The 18,338-nt window shown below is 64.5% G+C and carries 18 protein-coding genes; 12 read left to right on the top strand and 6 right to left on the bottom strand.

What is annotated here, in order from left to right:
* Positions 1-112: 112 nt before the first annotated feature.
* Entirely contained in the window at positions 113-2,290 is a 2,178-nt protein-coding gene (locus B2U07_RS12420; RefSeq protein WP_275547483.1) for a malate synthase G, read from the bottom strand.
* A gap of 360 nt (positions 2,291-2,650) precedes the next feature.
* Between B2U07_RS12420 and B2U07_RS12425 the strand changes: the two genes are divergently transcribed.
* Positions 2,651-3,100: a GNAT family N-acetyltransferase gene (locus B2U07_RS12425; protein ID WP_275547482.1), complete on the top strand. Its 450-nt coding sequence runs from the start codon at positions 2,651-2,653 to the stop codon at positions 3,098-3,100.
* A 33-nt stretch (positions 3,101-3,133) separates the two neighbouring features.
* Positions 3,134-3,652, top strand: coding sequence for a glycine cleavage system protein R (locus B2U07_RS12430; RefSeq protein ID WP_275547481.1), 519 nt, complete (start codon positions 3,134-3,136; stop codon positions 3,650-3,652).
* 270 nt (positions 3,653-3,922) lie between these two features.
* Here the strand turns inward: B2U07_RS12430 and rarD are convergent, their stop codons facing one another.
* The 5 genes from rarD to B2U07_RS12455 form a co-directional block, all read right to left on the bottom strand.
* A complete protein-coding gene (gene rarD / locus B2U07_RS12435) occupies positions 3,923-4,822 on the bottom strand; it encodes an EamA family transporter RarD (RefSeq protein ID WP_296277089.1) in 900 nt (299 codons plus the stop codon).
* A 438-nt stretch (positions 4,823-5,260) separates the two neighbouring features.
* Positions 5,261-6,235 carry a serine/threonine protein kinase gene (locus B2U07_RS12440; protein WP_275547479.1) on the bottom strand — a complete coding sequence of 325 codons (975 nt, stop codon included), beginning with the start codon at positions 6,233-6,235 and terminating at the stop codon, positions 5,261-5,263.
* A gap of 194 nt (positions 6,236-6,429) precedes the next feature.
* Positions 6,430-7,194 (bottom strand): TOBE domain-containing protein, encoded by a 765-nt coding sequence (locus tag B2U07_RS12445; RefSeq protein ID WP_275547478.1) that lies wholly within the window; start codon positions 7,192-7,194, stop codon positions 6,430-6,432.
* A 58-nt stretch (positions 7,195-7,252) separates the two neighbouring features.
* Positions 7,253-7,993, bottom strand: a complete 741-nt coding sequence (locus B2U07_RS12450) for a ComF family protein (protein ID WP_275547477.1) — start codon at positions 7,991-7,993, stop codon at positions 7,253-7,255.
* Positions 7,994-8,036: 43 nt separating this feature from the next.
* Positions 8,037-8,330 (bottom strand): hypothetical protein, encoded by a 294-nt coding sequence (locus B2U07_RS12455; protein WP_275547476.1) that lies wholly within the window; start codon positions 8,328-8,330, stop codon positions 8,037-8,039.
* A gap of 197 nt (positions 8,331-8,527) precedes the next feature.
* Here B2U07_RS12455 and bioB point away from each other — a divergent pair, with 197 nt between their 5' ends.
* The 10 genes from bioB to B2U07_RS12505 all read left to right on the top strand — a co-directional run.
* A complete protein-coding gene (bioB, locus tag B2U07_RS12460) occupies positions 8,528-9,586 on the top strand; it encodes a biotin synthase BioB (RefSeq protein WP_275547474.1) in 1,059 nt (352 codons plus the stop codon).
* Positions 9,587-9,674: 88 nt separating this feature from the next.
* Entirely contained in the window at positions 9,675-10,844 is a 1,170-nt protein-coding gene (gene bioF, locus B2U07_RS12465; protein WP_296277090.1) for an 8-amino-7-oxononanoate synthase, read from the top strand.
* Positions 10,837-11,559, top strand: a complete 723-nt coding sequence (locus B2U07_RS12470; RefSeq protein ID WP_275547472.1) for an alpha/beta fold hydrolase — start codon at positions 10,837-10,839, stop codon at positions 11,557-11,559. Before bioF ends, B2U07_RS12470 begins: the two co-directional genes overlap by 8 nt.
* Positions 11,552-12,391, top strand: a complete 840-nt coding sequence (gene bioC / locus B2U07_RS12475) for a malonyl-ACP O-methyltransferase BioC (protein WP_275547471.1) — start codon at positions 11,552-11,554, stop codon at positions 12,389-12,391. The genes B2U07_RS12470 and bioC overlap by 8 nt, the downstream gene beginning before the upstream one ends.
* Before the next feature lie 71 nt (positions 12,392-12,462).
* On the top strand, positions 12,463-13,149 hold the full coding sequence (gene bioD, locus B2U07_RS12480) for a dethiobiotin synthase (protein WP_275547470.1): 687 nt from the start codon (positions 12,463-12,465) through the stop codon (positions 13,147-13,149).
* A gap of 98 nt (positions 13,150-13,247) precedes the next feature.
* Positions 13,248-13,547 carry a hypothetical protein gene (locus B2U07_RS12485; protein ID WP_275547469.1) on the top strand — a complete coding sequence of 100 codons (300 nt, stop codon included), beginning with the start codon at positions 13,248-13,250 and terminating at the stop codon, positions 13,545-13,547.
* A 52-nt stretch (positions 13,548-13,599) separates the two neighbouring features.
* A complete protein-coding gene (locus B2U07_RS12490; RefSeq protein WP_275547468.1) occupies positions 13,600-14,334 on the top strand; it encodes a putative metalloprotease CJM1_0395 family protein in 735 nt (244 codons plus the stop codon).
* A gap of 169 nt (positions 14,335-14,503) precedes the next feature.
* Positions 14,504-16,294, top strand: coding sequence for a phenylacyl-CoA dehydrogenase (locus tag B2U07_RS12495; RefSeq protein WP_296277091.1), 1,791 nt, complete (start codon positions 14,504-14,506; stop codon positions 16,292-16,294).
* 70 nt (positions 16,295-16,364) lie between these two features.
* A complete protein-coding gene (locus tag B2U07_RS12500) occupies positions 16,365-16,805 on the top strand; it encodes a DUF2147 domain-containing protein (RefSeq protein ID WP_296277092.1) in 441 nt (146 codons plus the stop codon).
* Between the two features lie 55 nt (positions 16,806-16,860).
* Positions 16,861-18,338 (top strand): 3-hydroxyacyl-CoA dehydrogenase (locus B2U07_RS12505; RefSeq protein WP_296277093.1); only part of this gene is annotated, 1,478 nt, incomplete at its 3' end.

The raw sequence follows: 18,338 nt of genomic DNA on the forward strand, positions 1-18,338 counted from the left end.
GAAGCTTTTGTGCAGATATCGTTCGCGGACGAGTCCGCTCCCACACAAGCCCGTTCCCGGCCAGGCGGATACGAAAAAGCCGCCCGAAGGCGGCTCGTTCACTGCGCAGCGATCAGAGGCCGTTCTTGGCCTTGAACTCGCGACGACGGCGATGCAGCACCGGCTCGGTGTAGCCGTTGGGCTGCTTGGTGCCTTCGACCACCAGCTCCAGCGCAGCCTGGAAGGCGACGTTGTTGTCGAAGTCCGGGGCCATCGGGCGATACAGCGCGTCAGCCGCGTTCTGACGATCGACCACCGGCGCCATGCGCTTGAGGCTTTCGACCACTTGCGCTTCGGTAACGATGCCGTGGCGCAGCCAGTTGGCCAGCAACTGGCTGGAGATGCGCAGGGTGGCGCGGTCTTCCATCAGGCCGACATCGTTGATGTCCGGCACCTTGGAGCAGCCGACGCCCTGGTCGATCCAGCGCACCACGTAGCCGAGAATGCCTTGCGAGTTGTTGTCCAGCTCGTTGCGGATTTCTTCTGCTGACCAGTTGGTGTCCTTGGCCAGTGGGATGGTCAGGATGTCGTCTACCGAAGCCGGGGTGCGCTTGGCCAGTTCGGCCTGACGGGCGAAAACGTCGACCTTGTGGTAGTGCAGGGCGTGCAGGGTGGCAGCGGTCGGCGACGGGACCCAGGCGGTGTTGGCGCCGGACAGCGGGTGCGCGACTTTCTGCTCGAGCATGGCGGCCATCAGGTCCGGCATGGCCCACATGCCCTTGCCGATCTGCGCGCGGCCCTGCAGGCCGGTGGCCAGGCCGACGTCGACGTTGTTGTTCTCGTAGGCGCCGATCCAGGTCTCGCTCTTCATGGCAGCCTTGCGCACCACGGCGCCGGCTTCCATGGAAGTGTGGATCTCGTCACCGGTACGGTCGAGGAAGCCGGTGTTGATGAACACCACGCGCTCGCTGGCCGCCTTGATGCAGGCCTTGAGGTTGACGGTGGTGCGGCGCTCTTCGTCCATGATGCCGACTTTCAGGGTGTTGCGGGCCAGGCCCAGCACTTCCTCGACGCGGGCGAAGATTTCGCTGGTGAAGGCGACTTCTTCCGGGCCGTGCATTTTCGGTTTGACGATGTACACGCTGCCGGTACGGGTGTTCTTGCGCGTGGTGTTGCCGTTGAGGTTGTGCACCGCAATCAGGCTGGTGAACAGCGCGTCCTGGATGCCTTCCGGAATCTCGTTGCCTTCGGCGTCGAGGATGGCCGGGTTGGTCATCAGGTGACCGACGTTGCGCACGAACAGCAGCGAGCGGCCATGCAGGGTCAGCTCCGAGCCGTCCGGCTTGGTGTAGACGCGATCCGGGTTCATGGTGCGGGTGAAGGTGCTGCCGCCCTTGGACACTTCCTCGGCCAGGTCGCCCTTCATCAGGCCCAGCCAGTTCTTGTAGACCACCACCTTGTCGTCGGCATCGACGGCAGCGACGGAGTCTTCGCAGTCCATGATGGTGGTCAGCGCGGCTTCCATCAGCACGTCTTTGACGCCGGCGGCGTCGGTGCTGCCGATGGGGCTGGAAGCGTCGATCTGAATTTCGAAGTGCAGGCCGTTGTGCTTGAGCAGCACGGCGATCGGCGCGCTGGCCTCGCCCTGGAAGCCAACCAGCTGTGCGTCGTCACGCAGGCCGCTGTTGCTGCCACCCTTGAGGGCGACGACCAGCTTGCCGTCGACGATGGCATAACCGGTGGAGTCAACGTGCGAGCCGGCAGCCAGCGGTGCGGCCTCGTCGAGGAAGGCGCGAGCGAAGGCGATGACCTTGTCGCCACGTACCTTGTTGTAGCCCTTGCCCTTCTCGGCGCCGCCTTCCTCACTGATCACGTCGGTGCCGTACAGCGCATCGTATAGCGAGCCCCAGCGGGCGTTGGAAGCGTTCAGGGCGAAGCGCGCGTTCATCACCGGCACGACCAGCTGCGGGCCTGCCAGGCGGGCGATTTCTTCGTCGACGTTGGTGGTGGTGGCCTGGAAATCTTCCGGCTCCGGCAGCAGATAGCCGATTTCCTGGAGGAAGGCTTTGTAGGCGGCCGCGTCATGAGCCTGACCCTTGCGCGTCTGATGCCAGGCATCGATCTGCGCCTGCAGCTCGTCACGCTTGGCCAGCAGGGCACGGTTCTTCGGCGCCAGGTCCTTGATGACCGCAGCGGCACCGGCCCAGAACTGGTCGGCAGCGATGCCGGTACCGGGGATGGCTTCGTTGTTCACGAAGTCGTACAGGGCTTTGGCGACCTGCAGGCCACCGACTTGAACGCGTTCAGTCATCACTTGCCTCACTCTCTGAGCTTTACTCAATAGCCGCTTCGGGCTCCTCTGAAAACGACCTGCGTAATCAACGCCTGCGCTTTCAGAGAGGCTCGCCGGAGACGGTCTGGCCGTCTTGTAGTCCGTGGCGCGGCATACTACATCAAGATTTCGGGGAAATGCAGTGGGTGCGCGTCAGACTGCGACCAAAAGACTATTTTGAGTCACGTTGAGTGCGCTGTGTGTTCAAAAATCTGCGCTATTGTTCCATAAAATATGTAAAAACGTACACGATTAATTAGTCTGGCTACTGACAACGGCGTCAATATGGCCTACGCACCTCGTCACCTATACTGCCCCACACGCCTTCTGGAGCCTGCCATGACGGTTTCCGCTGCCACCACCGCCGATCTTGTCGACCTCACCCGTCTGTTCGCTGGTTATCTGCGCTTTTATCAGGTGCCGCGGGCTGATTCGGATATCGCCACCTTCCTTCGTATGCGCCTCGAGCGCGGTGATTCGCAGTTGTTCATCGCCCGTGACGGGCAGGGCGCTGCCCAGGGTTTCGTCCAGCTTTATCCCTTTCTTTCCTCATTGGCTCTGGAACCGGCCTGGTTGCTCAGCGATCTGTATGTCGACGAAAGCGCGCGCCGTTGCGGGGTTGGCGAGGCGTTGATGAATGCTGCTCGCGCCCATGCCGAGGCAACTGGTGCTTGCGGTCTGCAGCTGGAGACGGCGAAGACCAACCTGGCTGGTCAGCGCCTTTATGAGCGGCTCGGTTATGCGCGTGACGAGCAGTTCTTCACTTACTGGCTGTCGCTGCGCGGCTGACTTTTCCCATCCTGTGAACGAGTGAGGTAGTACATGGATCATCTGGTACTGACGGTGATTGCCGAGGACCAACCAGGCTTGGTCGAGCGCCTCGCCGGCTGTGTGGCGAAACATGGCGGCAACTGGCTGGAGAGCCGCATGGCGCGCATGGCTGGGCAGTTCGCCGGGATCGTCCGGGTGGATGTACCGGCCGAGGCCCACGGCGGTTTGATCAAGGAACTCGAAGCGCTAGGTGCGCAGGGTATTCGCGTGCAGTTGGCGGCTAGCGGTAGCGAACCAGGCGGGCGTTTCGCCGCCATTCGCCTGGAGCTGGTCGGCAACGACCGGCCCGGTATTGTGCGCGACATCACCCGCGTGTTGGCCGAGCAGGGTGTCAATCTTGAGAGCCTGCTCACCGAGGTGGCACCAGCACCGATGAGCGGCGAGCTGCTATTCACCGCCGAGGCGCTGCTCGCCGTTCCGGAGACCCTGGCCCTGGAGCAATTGCAGGCGCGCCTGGAGACCCTGGCCGACGATTTGATGGTGGAGCTGAATCTGCGCACCGAGGAGTGATATCCACGGCAGTCGTGGATCAGCCTGTGGATAAACTGGGGAGCCCCGGCGCACTGCCTAGTGTCCCGGGGCTTTTCGTTGGCTGGCTAAAAATCCAGCAGGATCAAAGGCTTGTGCACAAACGCCGGGGATGGAGCTGTGGATAAGCCGGGGACGAAACGGGGCGCGCCAGAGTTGGCGCGGTTTGGGCAGAGTTGGTTGTTTTCTGCGCATGTGCACCACGGCCCGGGCGGCGCCGACACCAGCGGTGGACGCTAGCCGGTTACGGCGTCAGGTTCTCGCAGAAGAGCGTTTGCGCAGGTTGAGCCAGATATCCAGGCTGTATACAAACAGGCCGGCCCAGATGCAGGCGAAGGCCAGCAGGGTGCTAGGCGCGAAATGTTCATCGAACAGCAGGATGGCCTGCAGCAGCACCAGCGTCGGCGCCAGGTACTGCAAAAAGCCCAGCGTGGTGTAGGGCAGGTGCCGGGCTGCGGCGTTGAAGCACACTAGCGGCACCAGGGTGATCGGCCCGGCGGCTGCCAGCCAGAGTGCTTCGCTGCTGGTCCAGAAGCTCGCCTGGCTGCTCATCGCAGCAGGGTGCAGCACCAGCCAGGCCAGCGCCACGGGGACCAGCAACCAGGTTTCCACTACCAGGCCGGGCAGGGCGGCCACCGGCGCCTGCTTGCGAATCAGCCCGTAGAAACCGAAGGTCAGCGCCAGTACCAGCGACACCCAGGGCAGGCTGCCGACCTGCCAAAGCTGCTGCAGCACGCCCAGCGCAGCCAGGCCGACCGCCAACCACTGCAGACGGCGCAGGCGCTCGCCGAGAATCAGCAGACCGAGCAGCACGTTGATCAGCGGGTTGATGTAATAGCCCAGGCTGGCCTCGATCATGCGCTCGTTGTTCACCGCCCACACGTACACCAGCCAGTTGGTCGCGATCAGCAGGCCGCAGCCGGCCAGCACCGCCAAGCGCTTGGGGTTGTCACGCAGCTCGCGCCACCAGCCCGGGTGTTTCCACACCAACAGCAGCAAGCCGCCGAACAGCGCCGACCACAGCACGCGGTGCACGATGATCTCCATCGCCGGTACGCTTTGCAGGGCCTTGAAGTAGAGCGGGAACAAGCCCCAGATGATGTAGGCGGTAAGGCCCAGAATGTACCCGCGTTGCGGGTTGGCGGTGGCCATCGAGAATCCTTGGTTAGGCAGCTAACGGTTGCCGCGAAATTCTAGCGCTCTGGCCACAGGGCTGTCTGTTCGTTCAGCTTTTTCTGTATACCGAAGCGCCGGCAAAGTCGTAAGGCAAACTTTACGCGGCGTGCGCAACTGTATCGGTGTGCGGGCTTGGCACGCGGACATTGGTGAGATGCAATCCAAGACCCTGGAATCGGACAAAAAGCATCGCGGCTGAAGCGGAATGCCGCCCAGCCGTTCCTACAGATGTCCACCTGCCCGGTAGGAGCGGCTTCAGCCGCGAAAGCTCCAGCCCTCGTTTCAGGGTCGCGCGGCCCGAGTGCAATCGGCGAATTTCGACCCCGGATTGCATCCGGGCTACGCCTCAGAACAGTCGCGTAGCCCGGATGAAATTCGGGGGTATACGGCGCCGGACCTTATCCAGGCTGCGCTTCAGAACAATCGCAGCGGCTCCTCATCCAGCGCCGCCATTTGCTCGCGCAGGGCGAGAATCTGGTCGCCCCAATATTGTTCGCCAGCGAACCAGGGAAAGGCCAGAGGAAAGGCCGGGTCGTCCCAGCGCCGCGCGATCCAGGCGCTGTGATGCATCAGGCGCAGGGCGCGCAGGCCTTCGATCAGCGGCAGCTCGCGCGCCGCGAAATCATGGAATTCCTGATAACCATCGACCAGCTCGGCAAGCTGGCCGAGGCGTTCGTGACGCTCGCCGGCCAGCATCATCCACAGGTCCTGCACGGCCGGGCCCATGCGGCAGTCGTCGAGGTCGACTATATGGAAGGCGTCGTCGCGGTGCAGCAGGTTGCCGGGGTGACAGTCGCCATGCAGGCGTATCGGTGAATAGCGCACGCGGGCGAACAGTTCGTCGAGGCGGGCGAGCAGATCGCGCGCCACCGACTCGTAAGCCGGCAGCAGGCTGCGCGGCACGAAGCCACCGTCGAGCAGCGAGGCCAGGGCGGCGTGGCCGAAGTTGTCCACGGCCAGGGTTTCACGGTGGACGAAGGGGCGGCTTGCGCCGATCGCGTGCATGCGCCCGAGCAATTGGCCGAGGCGATACAGCTGGTCGAGATTGCCCGGCTCCGGCGCGCGCCCGCCGCGCCGCGGGAACAGGGCGAAACGGAAACCACCGTGCTCGAACAGCGTCTCGCCATCGCGTGCCAATGGCGCTACCACCGGCACCTCATGCTCGGCCAGTTCGAAGCTGAAGCCATGTTCCTCGCGAATCGCCGCATCGCTCCAGCGGTCCGGGCGATAGAACTTGGCGATCAGCGGCGTCTCGCCCTCGATACCCACCTGATAGACACGGTTCTCGTAGCTGTTGAGCGCCAATACCCGGGCGTCGCTGAGGTAGCCAAGGCTCTCCACGGCATCGAGCACCAGATCCGGGGTAAGGGTGGAAAAGGGATGGCTCATGTGCGGCTCCGCAAAGGTGGATGCACAGTGTACCTGGCGGATGGTCTTGCCGTAGGGCGGGTGCAACCCGCCGCCAACATCGCTGGCGGTTGCACTCGCTCTACCTCCTTGTAGCCCGGATGAAATCCGGGGCAAGCCTTTGCGAAATTTCCCGGATTTCATCCGGGCTACGGTTCTGGCGGCTCGCACCCACCCTACAGTTGCGTACCCAGCAACACCTGGCTGGCAGCGAATTGCGCGCGCACCGGGTCGCCGGCGACGACGCCCAGCCTGGCCAGTTGTTCCGGCCCGACCGAGGCGCACAGCGTCTGGCCATTGGCCAAGCTCACGCGCACTTCGCTCGGGCCATCGCTGCCCGGCAGAATGCGCTCGATATGGCCTTCGAGCGCATTGCGCTCGGGATCTACCGGCTGCTTCAGCGGTTGTAGCTCCAGCCAGCCGGCCTTGATCAGGGCGACCACGCTGCTGCCTTCGCTCAGTTGCAGGTTTTCCGTGCTGTCATGGGTGATCAGCGCCTGCAGGTAGCCGCCACCGGGCAGCTCGATATCGATCAGGTCGTTATGTCCGTGCGCATGAATCGCCTGCACGCGGCCGGTCAACTGATTACGTGCGCTGGTGCGCAGCATCAGGCGGCCAAGCAGCTCCAGGTCGGCATCATCACCGGCTGCCTGCAGCAATTGCGCCTGCAGCGCCTGCAGGCGGTGCTGCAGGGCCAGCAGACGTTCGCCGGCAGGCGTCAGGCTCGCGCCGCCGCCGCCCTTGCCGCCGACACTGCGGCTGACCAAAGGCTGTTCGGACAGGTTGTTCAGCTCATCGATGGCATCCCAGGCGGCCTTGTAGCTCAGCCCCGCAGCCTTGGCGGCGCGGGTGATGGAGCCTTGTTCGGCGATCTGTTCGAGCAGCGCCAGGCGTTTCGGTCGGCGGCTGAGCAATTGGGCGAGGGGATCGAGCTGAGACATGGTTCGGCGTGGCCAGAGAGATGCCGGCACGGTGCGCGACTGTGCTGGGCGCGTCAAGTCAGCCATCGCCCGGCCGCGGCGTGCGAGCCAGGCAATAGACGTCGACGCGCAGAACACCGGCGCGGCGCAGCAGCTGGGCGAGCATGCCTGCGGTGGCGCCGGTGGTGAGCACGTCGTCGACCAGCGCCAGATGAGCACCAACAACCTGCGCATGAGGACCGAGGCTGAATGCCTGGCGCAGGTTGCGCTTGCGCGTGGCGGCATCCAGACCCTGCTGAGCGGGCGTATCGACACGGCGCTGCAGCCAGTTATGTTGCACCGGCAAACCCAGGCTGGCGCCCAGCCAGTCGGCGAGCATCTGCGCCTGGTTGAAGCCGCGCTGCCGTTGTCGCCTGCCTGCCAGCGGCACCGGCAGCAGGGCTTGCGGCCGTGGCAGGCCTTCGTCGTAGGCGTGGCCGAGATGCTCGGCCAGCAGTTCAGCGAGCAGGCGGCCGTGAGGCCATTGCTTCTGATGCTTGAAGCGGGTGATCAGGTTGTCGACCGGGAAGGCATAGCGCCAGGGCGCTTCTACTCGACTGAAATACGGGGGCTTTTTCTGGCAGGAGCCGCAGATCATGTCATGGGCTGGCAACGGCACCGCGCAGATCCGGCAGTGCGCGCCGAGCCAGGGCAGCTCGGCTTCGCAGGCGGTGCAGATGCTGTGCGTGAGGTGATCGGTGGCTTCGTCGCAGAGCTGGCAATGGCGGCGTGATTGCAGCCAGGGCAGGCGTTGCAGAAAAGTGAGATCGAGCGGTGGCATGGCGGCTCGTCCGTGAGCGGTGGTGCCGAAAGTTTAGTCAGTGCTAGCGGATCAGCCAGCCCATGACGATCAACCCCAGAAACAGCCAGATCACCCCGCCGATGATCGAGCCGCGCAGGAACGAGCGCACGCCGCTGAAGAGAAACAGCAGACCGATGATCAGCAGAATGACGCTGAAGATCGACACGTCCATGCCAATGGCCCTAGCCAGGCCATGGAGGAAATCGTCGATGGCATCGGCCATGGCGCCCAGCACGCCGGACAGCATGTCGACGATGAAACGGATGGCGCGACCCAGCGCTTCGCCGAGTCCTTCAAAAAAACCTTCAACCTGCATGCAGAACATCCTGTGGTAGGGGTAAGTATTTGGCCTTGTGCCATAACATAAGTTCTATTGATCGATAAATGATCAGATGTAAGCCTGTGTCTTTATCGTGGTTGACAGCATCCAATCGCTACTTATGATGGCCAAAGCCTGAATGCCCCGCTGTGGGCCCTACAACAGATGCCGCCAAGCGTCGAAGGACTTCTCTGATGAGCGCAACCGCTGAAACTTCCACCCGTCACGACTGGAGCCTCGCCGAGGTTCGCGCCCTGTTCGAGCAGCCTTTCAACGACCTGCTGTTCCAAGCGCAGAGCGTGCACCGCCAGCACTTCGACCCCAACCGCGTGCAGGTCTCGACGTTGCTGTCGATCAAGACCGGCGCCTGCCCGGAAGACTGCAAGTACTGCCCGCAGTCCGGCCACTACAACACCGGCCTGGACAAGGAAAAGCTGATGGAAGTGCAGAAGGTGCTGGAGGCCGCCGCCGAGGCCAAGGCCATCGGCTCCACCCGTTTCTGCATGGGCGCGGCCTGGAAGCATCCGTCGGCCAAGGACATGCCCTACGTGCTGGAAATGGTCAAAGGCGTGAAGAAGCTCGGTCTGGAAACCTGCATGACCCTCGGCCGCCTCGACCAGGAGCAGACTCAGGCATTGGCCGAAGCCGGGCTGGATTACTACAACCACAACCTCGACACCTCGCCGGAGTTCTACGGCAACATCATCACCACCCGCACCTATGGTGAGCGCCTGCAGACCCTGGCCTACGTGCGCGAGGCGGGGATGAAGATCTGCTCCGGCGGCATCCTCGGCATGGGCGAGTCGGTGGATGATCGCGCCGGGTTGCTGATCCAGTTGGCCAACCTGCCGGAGCATCCGGAGAGCGTGCCGATCAACATGCTGGTCAAGGTCAAGGGCACGCCATTGGCCGAGGAGAAGGATGTCGACCCCTTCGACTTCATCCGCACCCTGGCCGTGGCGCGCATCATGATGCCGAAATCCCACGTGCGCCTGTCCGCCGGGCGCGAGGCGATGAACGAGCAGATGCAGGCCCTGGCCTTCATGGCTGGCGCCAACTCGATCTTCTACGGCGAGAAGCTGCTGACCACCGCCAACCCGCAGGCGGACAAGGACATGGCTCTGTTCAAACGCCTCGGTATCAAGCCGGAAGAGCGTGAAGAGCACGCCGACGAGGTGCATCAGGCCGCCATCGAGCAGGCGCTGGTCGAGCAGCGCGACTCCAGGCTGTTCTACAACGCCGCTTCGGCCTGATTCCTTTTATGTAGGAGCGAGCTCTGCTCGCGAATGACACCTTGTCCTGGCTTTTCGCTCGCGACGCTCGCTCCTACGGGAAACGTGCATGAGTTTCGATCTTGCTAAGCGCCTGGCCGAGCGCCAGGCCGCCGACCTGTTGCGTCAGCGCCCGTTGCTGCAGAGCCCGCAGGGGCCGCAGGTCGAGGTGGACGGTGAGCAACTGTTGGCCTTCTGCTCCAACGATTACCTTGGCCTGGCCAATCATCCCGAGATCATTCGCGCGCTGCAGCAGGGGGCGGAAAAGTGGGGCGTTGGCGGCGGCGCTTCGCATCTGGTGATCGGCCACAGCACGCCGCACCACGAACTGGAAGAGGCACTGGCCGCGTTCACCGGCCGGCCCCGGGCGCTGCTGTTCTCCACCGGCTACATGGCCAACCTGGCTGTGGTCACCGCACTGGTGGGGCAGGGCGATAGCGTGCTGGAAGATCGCCTCAATCATGCCTCGCTGCTCGACGCCGGCCTGCTCTCGGGCGCGCGATTCTCCCGCTACCTGCACAACGATGCGGCAAGCCTGGCCAGTCGTCTGCACAAGGCTAGCGGCAATTGCCTGGTGGTCACTGACGGTGTGTTCAGCATGGACGGCGACCTGGCCGATCTGCCTGCACTGTGCGCCGAAGCGCGCGCCCGGGACGCCTGGGTAATGGTCGACGATGCCCATGGCTTCGGCCCGCTGGGCGCCACCGGCGGCGGCATCGTCGAGCACTTCGGCCTGGGCCAGGATGATGTGCAGGTGCTGGTCGGCACCCTGGGCAAGGCCTTCGGTACCGCCGGTGCCTTCGTTGCCGGCAGCGAGGGGCTGATCGAGACCCTGATCCAGTTCGCCCGCCCCTACATCTACACCACCAGCCAGCCGCCGGCGGTGGCCTGTGCCACGCTGAAAAGCCTGGAGCTGCTGCGCAGTGAGCACTGGCGCCGCGAGCATTTGCAGCGGTTGATCGGGCGTTTTCGTCAGGGCGCCGCCGAGATCGGCCTGAGCCTGATGGACAGCCCGACGCCGATTCAGCCGATCCTGGTCGGCGACAGCGCCCGCGCGCTGAAACTCTCCGCCCTGCTCAGAAAACGCGGCCTGCTGGTCGGCGCCATCCGCCCGCCGACCGTACCGGCGGGCAGCGCGCGCTTGCGCGTGACCCTGTCCGCCGCGCACAGCGAGGCGCAGCTCGATCTGTTGCTTGAAGCGCTAGCCGAATGCTGGCCGCAGGTGCAAAGCGATGCGTGAGACACTGATTCTGTTGCCGGGCTGGGGCCTGGATGGCACCGTGCTGCAACCATTGGTGGACGCGCTGGGATATGACCTGAACGTGCAGCTGTCGGCCCTGCCGCGGTTAGCCAGTGCAGCCACCGCCGACTGGCTCGACGAGTTGGACACGCGCCTGCCACAAGATTGCTGGCTGGTCGGCTGGTCGCTCGGCGGCATGCTCGCCACGGCCCTGGCGGCACGGCGCGGCGAGCGCTGCCGCGGCCTTATCACCCTGGCCAGCAATGCCTGTTTCGTCGCCGGCGACACCTGGCACGCGGCGATGCCGGCGCCAACCTACGCCGCCTTCTATCAGGGTTGTCAGGATGACGCCGGCGCTGCCCTCAAGCGTTTCGCCATGCTTTGCGCGCAGGGGGGCGCCGACACGCGACGGCTTTCACGCCAGCTGCAAGGCCATCTGGCGACTAGCGACCAGTCCGCTCTGCTGGCCGGGCTGCGCCTGCTGGCCAGTCTGGACAACCGCGCGGCGCTGGCCGGGTTCGCTGGCCCGCAACTGCATCTGCTGGCCGAGCAGGACGCGTTGGTGCCGGCCGCCGTTGCCGATGACCTGCTGGCGCTTTTGCCTGGCGGCGAGGTGGATGTGCTGGAAGAGTGCGGCCATGCCTTCGTGCTCGAACAGGCGGATGCGCTGGCGACCTTGATGCTTGATTTCATCCGCGAGGCCTGTGATGTCTGAACATTGCGTGCGCCCACTGCGCGAGTCACCCGGCGCGCACAGCGGCACTTGCGCTCTACCGGACAAGCGTCAGGTGGCTGCATCCTTTTCCCGGGCGGCAGAAAGCTACGACTCGGTGGCCGAGTTGCAGCGTACGGTCGGCACGCAGCTGCTGGCGCAACTACCGGCAGCGTTGCAACCGCGTCGCTGGCTGGACCTGGGCTGCGGCACGGGCCACTTCACTCGCGCCCTGGCCGAGCGTTATGCGCAGGGCGAAGGCCTGGCCCTGGATATTGCCGAAGGCATGTTGCGTCATGCCAGGCCACAGGGCGGCGCTGCCTATTTCGTTGCCGGCGATGCCGAGGCGCTGCCGCTGCAGGACGCCAGTGTCGATCTGCTGTTCTCCAGTCTGGCACTGCAATGGTGCGGCGATTTCCCGCGGGTGCTAAGCGAGGCGCAGCGCGTGTTGCGTCCGGGCGGTGTGCTGGGTTTTTCCAGCCTGTGCGTGGGTACCCTCCAGGAGTTGCGCGACAGTTGGCTGGCGGTCGATGGCTTCGTCCACGTCAATCGCTTTCGGCGCTTCGAGGATTACCAGCAGATGTGCGCCGCCAGTGGTTTGCGGTCGCTGACCCTGCAACGACAGGCCGAGGTGCTGCATTTCCCCGATCTGCGCAGCCTGACCGGCTCGCTCAGGGAGCTCGGCGCGCACAATCTCAATCCGGGGCGGCCGGGTGGCTTGACCGGGCGTTCGCGCATACGCGCGCTGATCGAGGCATACGAGCGCTTTCGCCAGCCGCATGGGCTGCCGACGACCTATCAGGTCGTATACGGCGTGCTGCGGAAGCCTTCATAGACGCGAACCTCGCGTGACAACCAGGTAACAGACAAGCTTCGCGAGCAGGGCTCGCTGCTACGGGGGATCAGATGGCCCAGGCTTATTTCATCACCGGCACCGATACGGAGGTCGGCAAGACCACCATCGCTGCCGGCCTGCTGCATGCGGCGCGTCTTCAGGGTCTGAGCACGGCTGCGGCCAAGCCGGTGGCTTCCGGTTGCGTGAGGACGGCGCAAGGGCTGCGCAATGACGACGCGCTGGCGTTGCTGGCGCAGTGCTCGCTGCCGCTGCGCTATGAAGAGGTCAACCCGCTGGCCTTCGAACCGGCCATCGCACCGCACCTGGCGGCACGCGAAGTTGGCGTCGAACTGGATGTCGCCAGCCTCTATCAGCCCGTACGCGACATTCTGGACAAGGGCGCCGATTTTTCCCTGGTCGAGGGGGCGGGGGGCTGGCGCGTGCCGCTGGCTGGCGAGCAGACGCTCTCGGATCTGGCCATCGCGCTGGGGTTGCCGGTGATCCTGGTAGTCGGCGTGCGTCTGGGCTGTATCAACCACGCCGTGCTGAGCGCCGAAGCCATTGCCCGCGATGGTCTGCAACTGGCGGGCTGGGTGGCCAATATCGTCGAGCCGCAAACAGCGCGACTGGAGGACAACCTGGCGACCCTCGCCGGGCGCTTGTCTGTCCCATGCCTGGGTCATGTGCCGCGGCTGGAGGACGCCAGTGCCGATGCGGTCTCGGCGTACCTCGATCTGCAGCGGCTTCCTGGCTGGTAATAAACAGCAACGCGATCATAGCTTTTTGTCTGTACGTTTTTTAGCCGATTTCTGCTTCAATACTGGCCATTAGGTTCTACATCCTCAGGGGGCTGCCGATGCAAATCTCCGCCAACGCATTCAACTCGGGTTTGAACGGTATCCAGGCCGGGCAACGCCGCGTCGAGCAGGCTGCCGGTGATATCGCCAGCAACACCGTCAACCCGCCGCAGCAGGCTACACAGACGCCGCCGCAGAATCAGGTCAACCCCAGTACGCAGGCCTCCGAGCGAAGCCGTCCCGACCTGACCGAAAGTCTCGTGGCGTTGCGCGTCGGTGAAAACGAAGTGCGTGCCAACGCACGCGTCGTCGACACCGCCGACGAGGTGCTGGGTACCTTGATCGACACCCGCGCATAGTTAGTTTCACCCCGGCTGCGGATGCGGCCGGTAGCGGGGTAGGAGGGCGCTCATGCAGATCGGCAACAGCCTGCCAGCTTTTACCCCAGCGCCCTCCGTCAGTTCGGCCAGGCCGCTTACTTCCGATGTATCACCTGATATCGCTCGTGCCGATCAGGCGCCGGTGGCTGCGCCACAGGAGCAGCAGGCCGACTCCGCTGCCTCGGAACGGGAAGAGGCTGATCGCGAGCCCGCTGCATCGCCTGCCGGCAAGCCCGAATTAAGCCCCGAGGAACAACGTCAGCAGCAGCTGGAAGTCACCGAGCTGGTGCAGCGCGACCGTGAGGTTCGCACTCACGAGCAGGCGCATGCAGCCGTTGGCGGACAGTACGCCGGATCGCCCACCTACAGCTTCAAGCGCGGCCCTGACGGACAGCGCTATGCCGTATCCGGTGAAGTCAGCATCGACACCGCCCCCGTTCCCAACGATCCCGAAGCGACGCTGCGCAAGATGGAGGTCGTTCTGCGCGCGGCGCTCGCTCCCATCGAGCCTTCTCCGCAGGACCTGCGCGTCGCCGCGCTGGCCCAGGCACAGGCGGCGCAGGCGCGCGTCGAACTGGCCGAACTGCGGAGCGAAGAGGCCAGCGACGCCGTCGAGCAGCGCAAGGCGCGTGCCGAAGCCAGGCAGGCTGATGAGTCGACAGCCGAGCCTTTGCAGCAGGCTCTGCCGCCAGCGCCTAATCTTGATCTCTATCGGCGTCTGGGTGAATTGCCCGCGCCGGAGCCACGCATCGATCTGGTCGCATAGCGGCCGATTGGCAGCGCTTGACAAGGGGTTGGCGTAAACGTATGTTTCAAACGCCTGTTTGATTGCGTTGGCCGCAGCCTCAGTGGCCAGGCAGCCGGGACTGATCCCGAGAGCGACCGCCAAGACGGTCACCCCAACTACTAGGAATCCACCGCAGAGGTTTACCGTTATGCCTGACTACAAGGCCCCCTTGCGTGACATTCGTTTCGTTCGTGACGAGCTGCTGGGCTATGAAGCTCACTACCAGAGCCTGCCAGGTTGCCAGGACGCCACTCCGGACATGGTCGACGCCATCCTCGAAGAAGGCGCCAAGTTCTGCGAGCAGGTTCTGGCACCGCTGAACCGTGTGGGTGATACCGAGGGCTGCACCTGGAGCGAATCCGGCGTGAAGACTCCGACCGGCTTCAAAGAGGCTTATCAGCAGTTCGTCGAAGGCGGCTGGCCGAGCCTGGCCCATGACGTCGAGCACGGCGGCCAGGGCCTGCCGGAATCCCTCGGCCTGGCCGTCAGCGAAATGGTCGGTTCGGCCAACTGGTCCTGGGGCATGTACCCCGGCCTCTCCCACGGCGCGATGAACACCATCGGCGCTCACGGCACCGACGAGCAGAAACACACCTACCTGACCAAGCTGGTTTCCGGCGAGTGGACCGGCACCATGTGCCTGACCGAGCCGCATTGCGGCACCGACCTGGGCATGCTGCGCACCAAGGCCGAACCGCAGGCCGACGGCAGCTACAAGGTCACCGGCACCAAGATCTTCATTTCCGCTGGTGAGCACGACATGGCCGACAACATCGTCCATATCGTGCTGGCCCGCCTGCCCGATGCCCCGGCCGGTACCAAGGGTATCTCGCTGTTCATCGTGCCGAAGTTTCTGCCCAATGCCGAAGGCGGCGTAGGCGAGCGTAACGCCGTTTCCTGTGGCTCCATCGAGCACAAGATGGGCATCCACGGTAACGCCACCTGCGTGATGAACTTCGACGGCGCTACCGGTTTCCTGATCGGCCCGGCCAACAAGGGCCTGAACTGCATGTTCACCTTCATGAACACCGCTCGTCTGGGTACCGCGCTGCAAGGCCTGGCCCACGCCGAAGTCGGTTTCCAGGGTGGTATCAGGTACGCTCGCGAGCGTCTGCAGATGCGTTCGCTGACTGGCCCGAAAGCGCCGGAAAAAGCCGCTGACCCGATCATCGTGCACCCGGACGTTCGCCGCATGCTGCTGACCATGAAGGCGTTCGCCGAAGGCAACCGCGCCATGGTCTACTTCACCGCCAAGCAAGTGGATATCGTTCAGCACAGCCAGGACGAAGAAGAGAAGAAAGCCGCCGACGAGCTGCTGGCTTTCCTGACTCCGATCGCCAAGGCCTTCATGACCGAAGTGGGCTTCGAAGCCGCTTCCCATGGCATGCAGATCTACGGTGGCCACGGCTTCATCAGCGAGTGGGGCATGGAGCAGAACCTGCGCGACTGCCGCATCTCCATGATGTACGAAGGCACCACCGGCGTTCAGGCGCTGGACCTGCTGGGCCGCAAGGTGCTGGGCAACCAGGGTGCCTCGCTCAAGAAGTTCGGCAAGCTGGTGGCCCAGCTGGTGGAGGAAGAGGGCGTCAACGAGAAGATGGCCGAGTTCATCAACCCCATCGCCTACCTGGGCGAGCAGATGACCAAGTTCACCACCGAAATCGGCTTCAAGGGCATGCAGAACCCTGACGAAGTGGGCGCCGCTTCCGTGGACTACCTGCGGGTGGCGGGCCATCTGGTGTTCGGCTACTTCTTCGCGCGCATGGCACAGGTGGCGCTGCGCGAGATCGCGGGCGGCAACACCGACCCGTTCTACCAGGCCAAGCTGCAGACCGCGCGCTTCTACTTCGCCAAGCTGCTGCCCGAGACCGCCACGCTGATGCGCACGGCCCGCGCGGGCAGCAAGTCCCTGATGGACACGGACGCGGCACTGGCCTGATCCCGGGCTTGCGGCAATGCAGCGCCGGGCCTGTGGCCCGGTCTCACTCTCAAGGCGAAAGGGGTTTGAAATGAAGGCATATCAAGCACTGGCAGCAATGGTCCTGGGCCTCGCGGCAGCCGCCGCGCAGGCGCAGATGACGCCCGTGGGCCTGTGGAAGAGCGTGGACGACAAGAGCGGCGAGGCCAAGTCCGAGATCCGCGTGGCCGAGAACGACGGCGTGCTCACGGGCCGCATCGAGCAGATCCTGCGCAAGGGGGCCGACCCGGCCGCCACCTGCACCGAATGCTCGGACGACCGCAAGGGCCAGCCGCTCAAGGGCCTGGAGATCATCCGCGGCGCCAAGAAGGCCGAGGGCAAGGAGGTCTGGGAGGGCGGCAAGATCCTCGACCCCGAAAACGGCAAGACCTACACGCTGCGCCTGACGCCCATCGAGGGCGGTGCCAAGCTCGAGGTGCGCGGCTCCATCGGCCCCTTCGGCCGCACCCAGACCTGGGTGCGCGTGCAGTAAACCATTCCGGCAGGCGGCCGCAGCGGCCGCCTGCCTCCCCTTTGTGGAACATCCAATGTCCCGATTCAATGTGAAGAAAGTCGCCGTGCTCGGCGCCGGCGTGATGGGTGCGCAGATCGCGGCCCATCTGGTCAATGTCAAGGTGCCGGTCGTGCTGTTCGACCTTCCTGCCAAGGAGGGTTCCAAGAGCGGCATCGCCGAGCGCGCCATCGCCAACCTCAAGAAGCTCAAGCCCTCGCCCATCGGCGTGGCCGAGGACGCTGACCTGATCCAGGCCGCCAACTATGAGGAACACCTCAAACTGCTCAAAGGCTGTGATCTGGTCATCGAGGCGATCGCCGAGCGCATGGACTGGAAGCTCGATCTCTACACCAAGATTGCGCCCCATGTGGCCAGGCACGCCATCGTGGCGTCCAACACCTCGGGCCTGTCCATCACCCAGCTGTCCGAGGCCCTGCCAGACGCGATCAAGCCGCGCTTTTGCGGCATCCACTTCTTCAACCCGCCGCGCTACATGCCGCTGGTGGAGCTGATCGCCACGCCGACCACGCAGCCCGTGGTGCTGGACCAGCTGGAAGCCTTCGTCACCAGCGGCCTGGGCAAGGGCGTGGTGCGCGCCAAGGACACGCCCAACTTCATCGCCAACCGCATCGGCATCGCCGGCATGCTGGGCACGATGAAGGAGGTCGAGAACTTCGGCCTGAGCTTCGACGTGGTCGATGACCTCACGGGCAAGAAGCTGGGCCGCGCATCGAGCGGCACCTTCCGCACGGCCGACGTGGTGGGCCTGGACACCATGGCCCATGTGATCAGGACGCTGCAGGACAACCTCAGCGCCGAGACCGATCCCTTCTACGCCAGCTTCGGCACGCCGCCCGTGCTGGCCAAGCTGATCGAGCTGGGCAACCTGGGCCAGAAGGCCAAGAAGGGCTTCTACAAGAAGGTTGGCCGCGACATCCTGCAGTTCGAGCTGGACAGCGAGGACTACGTGCCCGCAGGCGGCAAGGCCGACGAGGTCTATGGCCGCATGCTCAAGAAGCCCGCGGCCGAGCGCCTGAAGCTGCTGCGCAATGCCGAGGGCGCGCAGGGCCGCTTCCTGTGGGCCATCCTGCGCAACAGCTTCCACTACGCGGCCATCCATCTGGAGAGCATCGCCGAGTCGGCGCGCGACGTGGACCAGGCCATGCGCTGGGGCTTTGGCATGAAGCAGGGCCCGTTCGAGCTGTGGCAGGAGGCCGGCTGGCTGGAAGTGGCGAAGATGATCCAGGAGGACATAGCTGCCGGCAAGGCGCTGAGCCAGGCGCCCCTGCCCAAGTGGGTCTTCGAAGGCCCGGTGGCCGAGGCCGGTGGCGTACACACGGCGCAAGGCTCGTGGAGCCCCGCACTGGGCCAATTCGTGCCCCGCCGCGTGCTGCCCGTCTATGAACGCCAGATCTTCCCCGAAAAGCTGCTGGGCGAAGACAGCCTGCCCGACTGGAAGACGGCCGGCACCACGATTGCCGAATCGAAGGCGCTGCGCACCTGGACGCTGGA

It is taken from the genome of Pseudomonas sp. UBA7530 (assembly GCF_002479365.1).
GTDB lineage: Bacteria > Pseudomonadota > Gammaproteobacteria > Pseudomonadales > Pseudomonadaceae > Aquipseudomonas.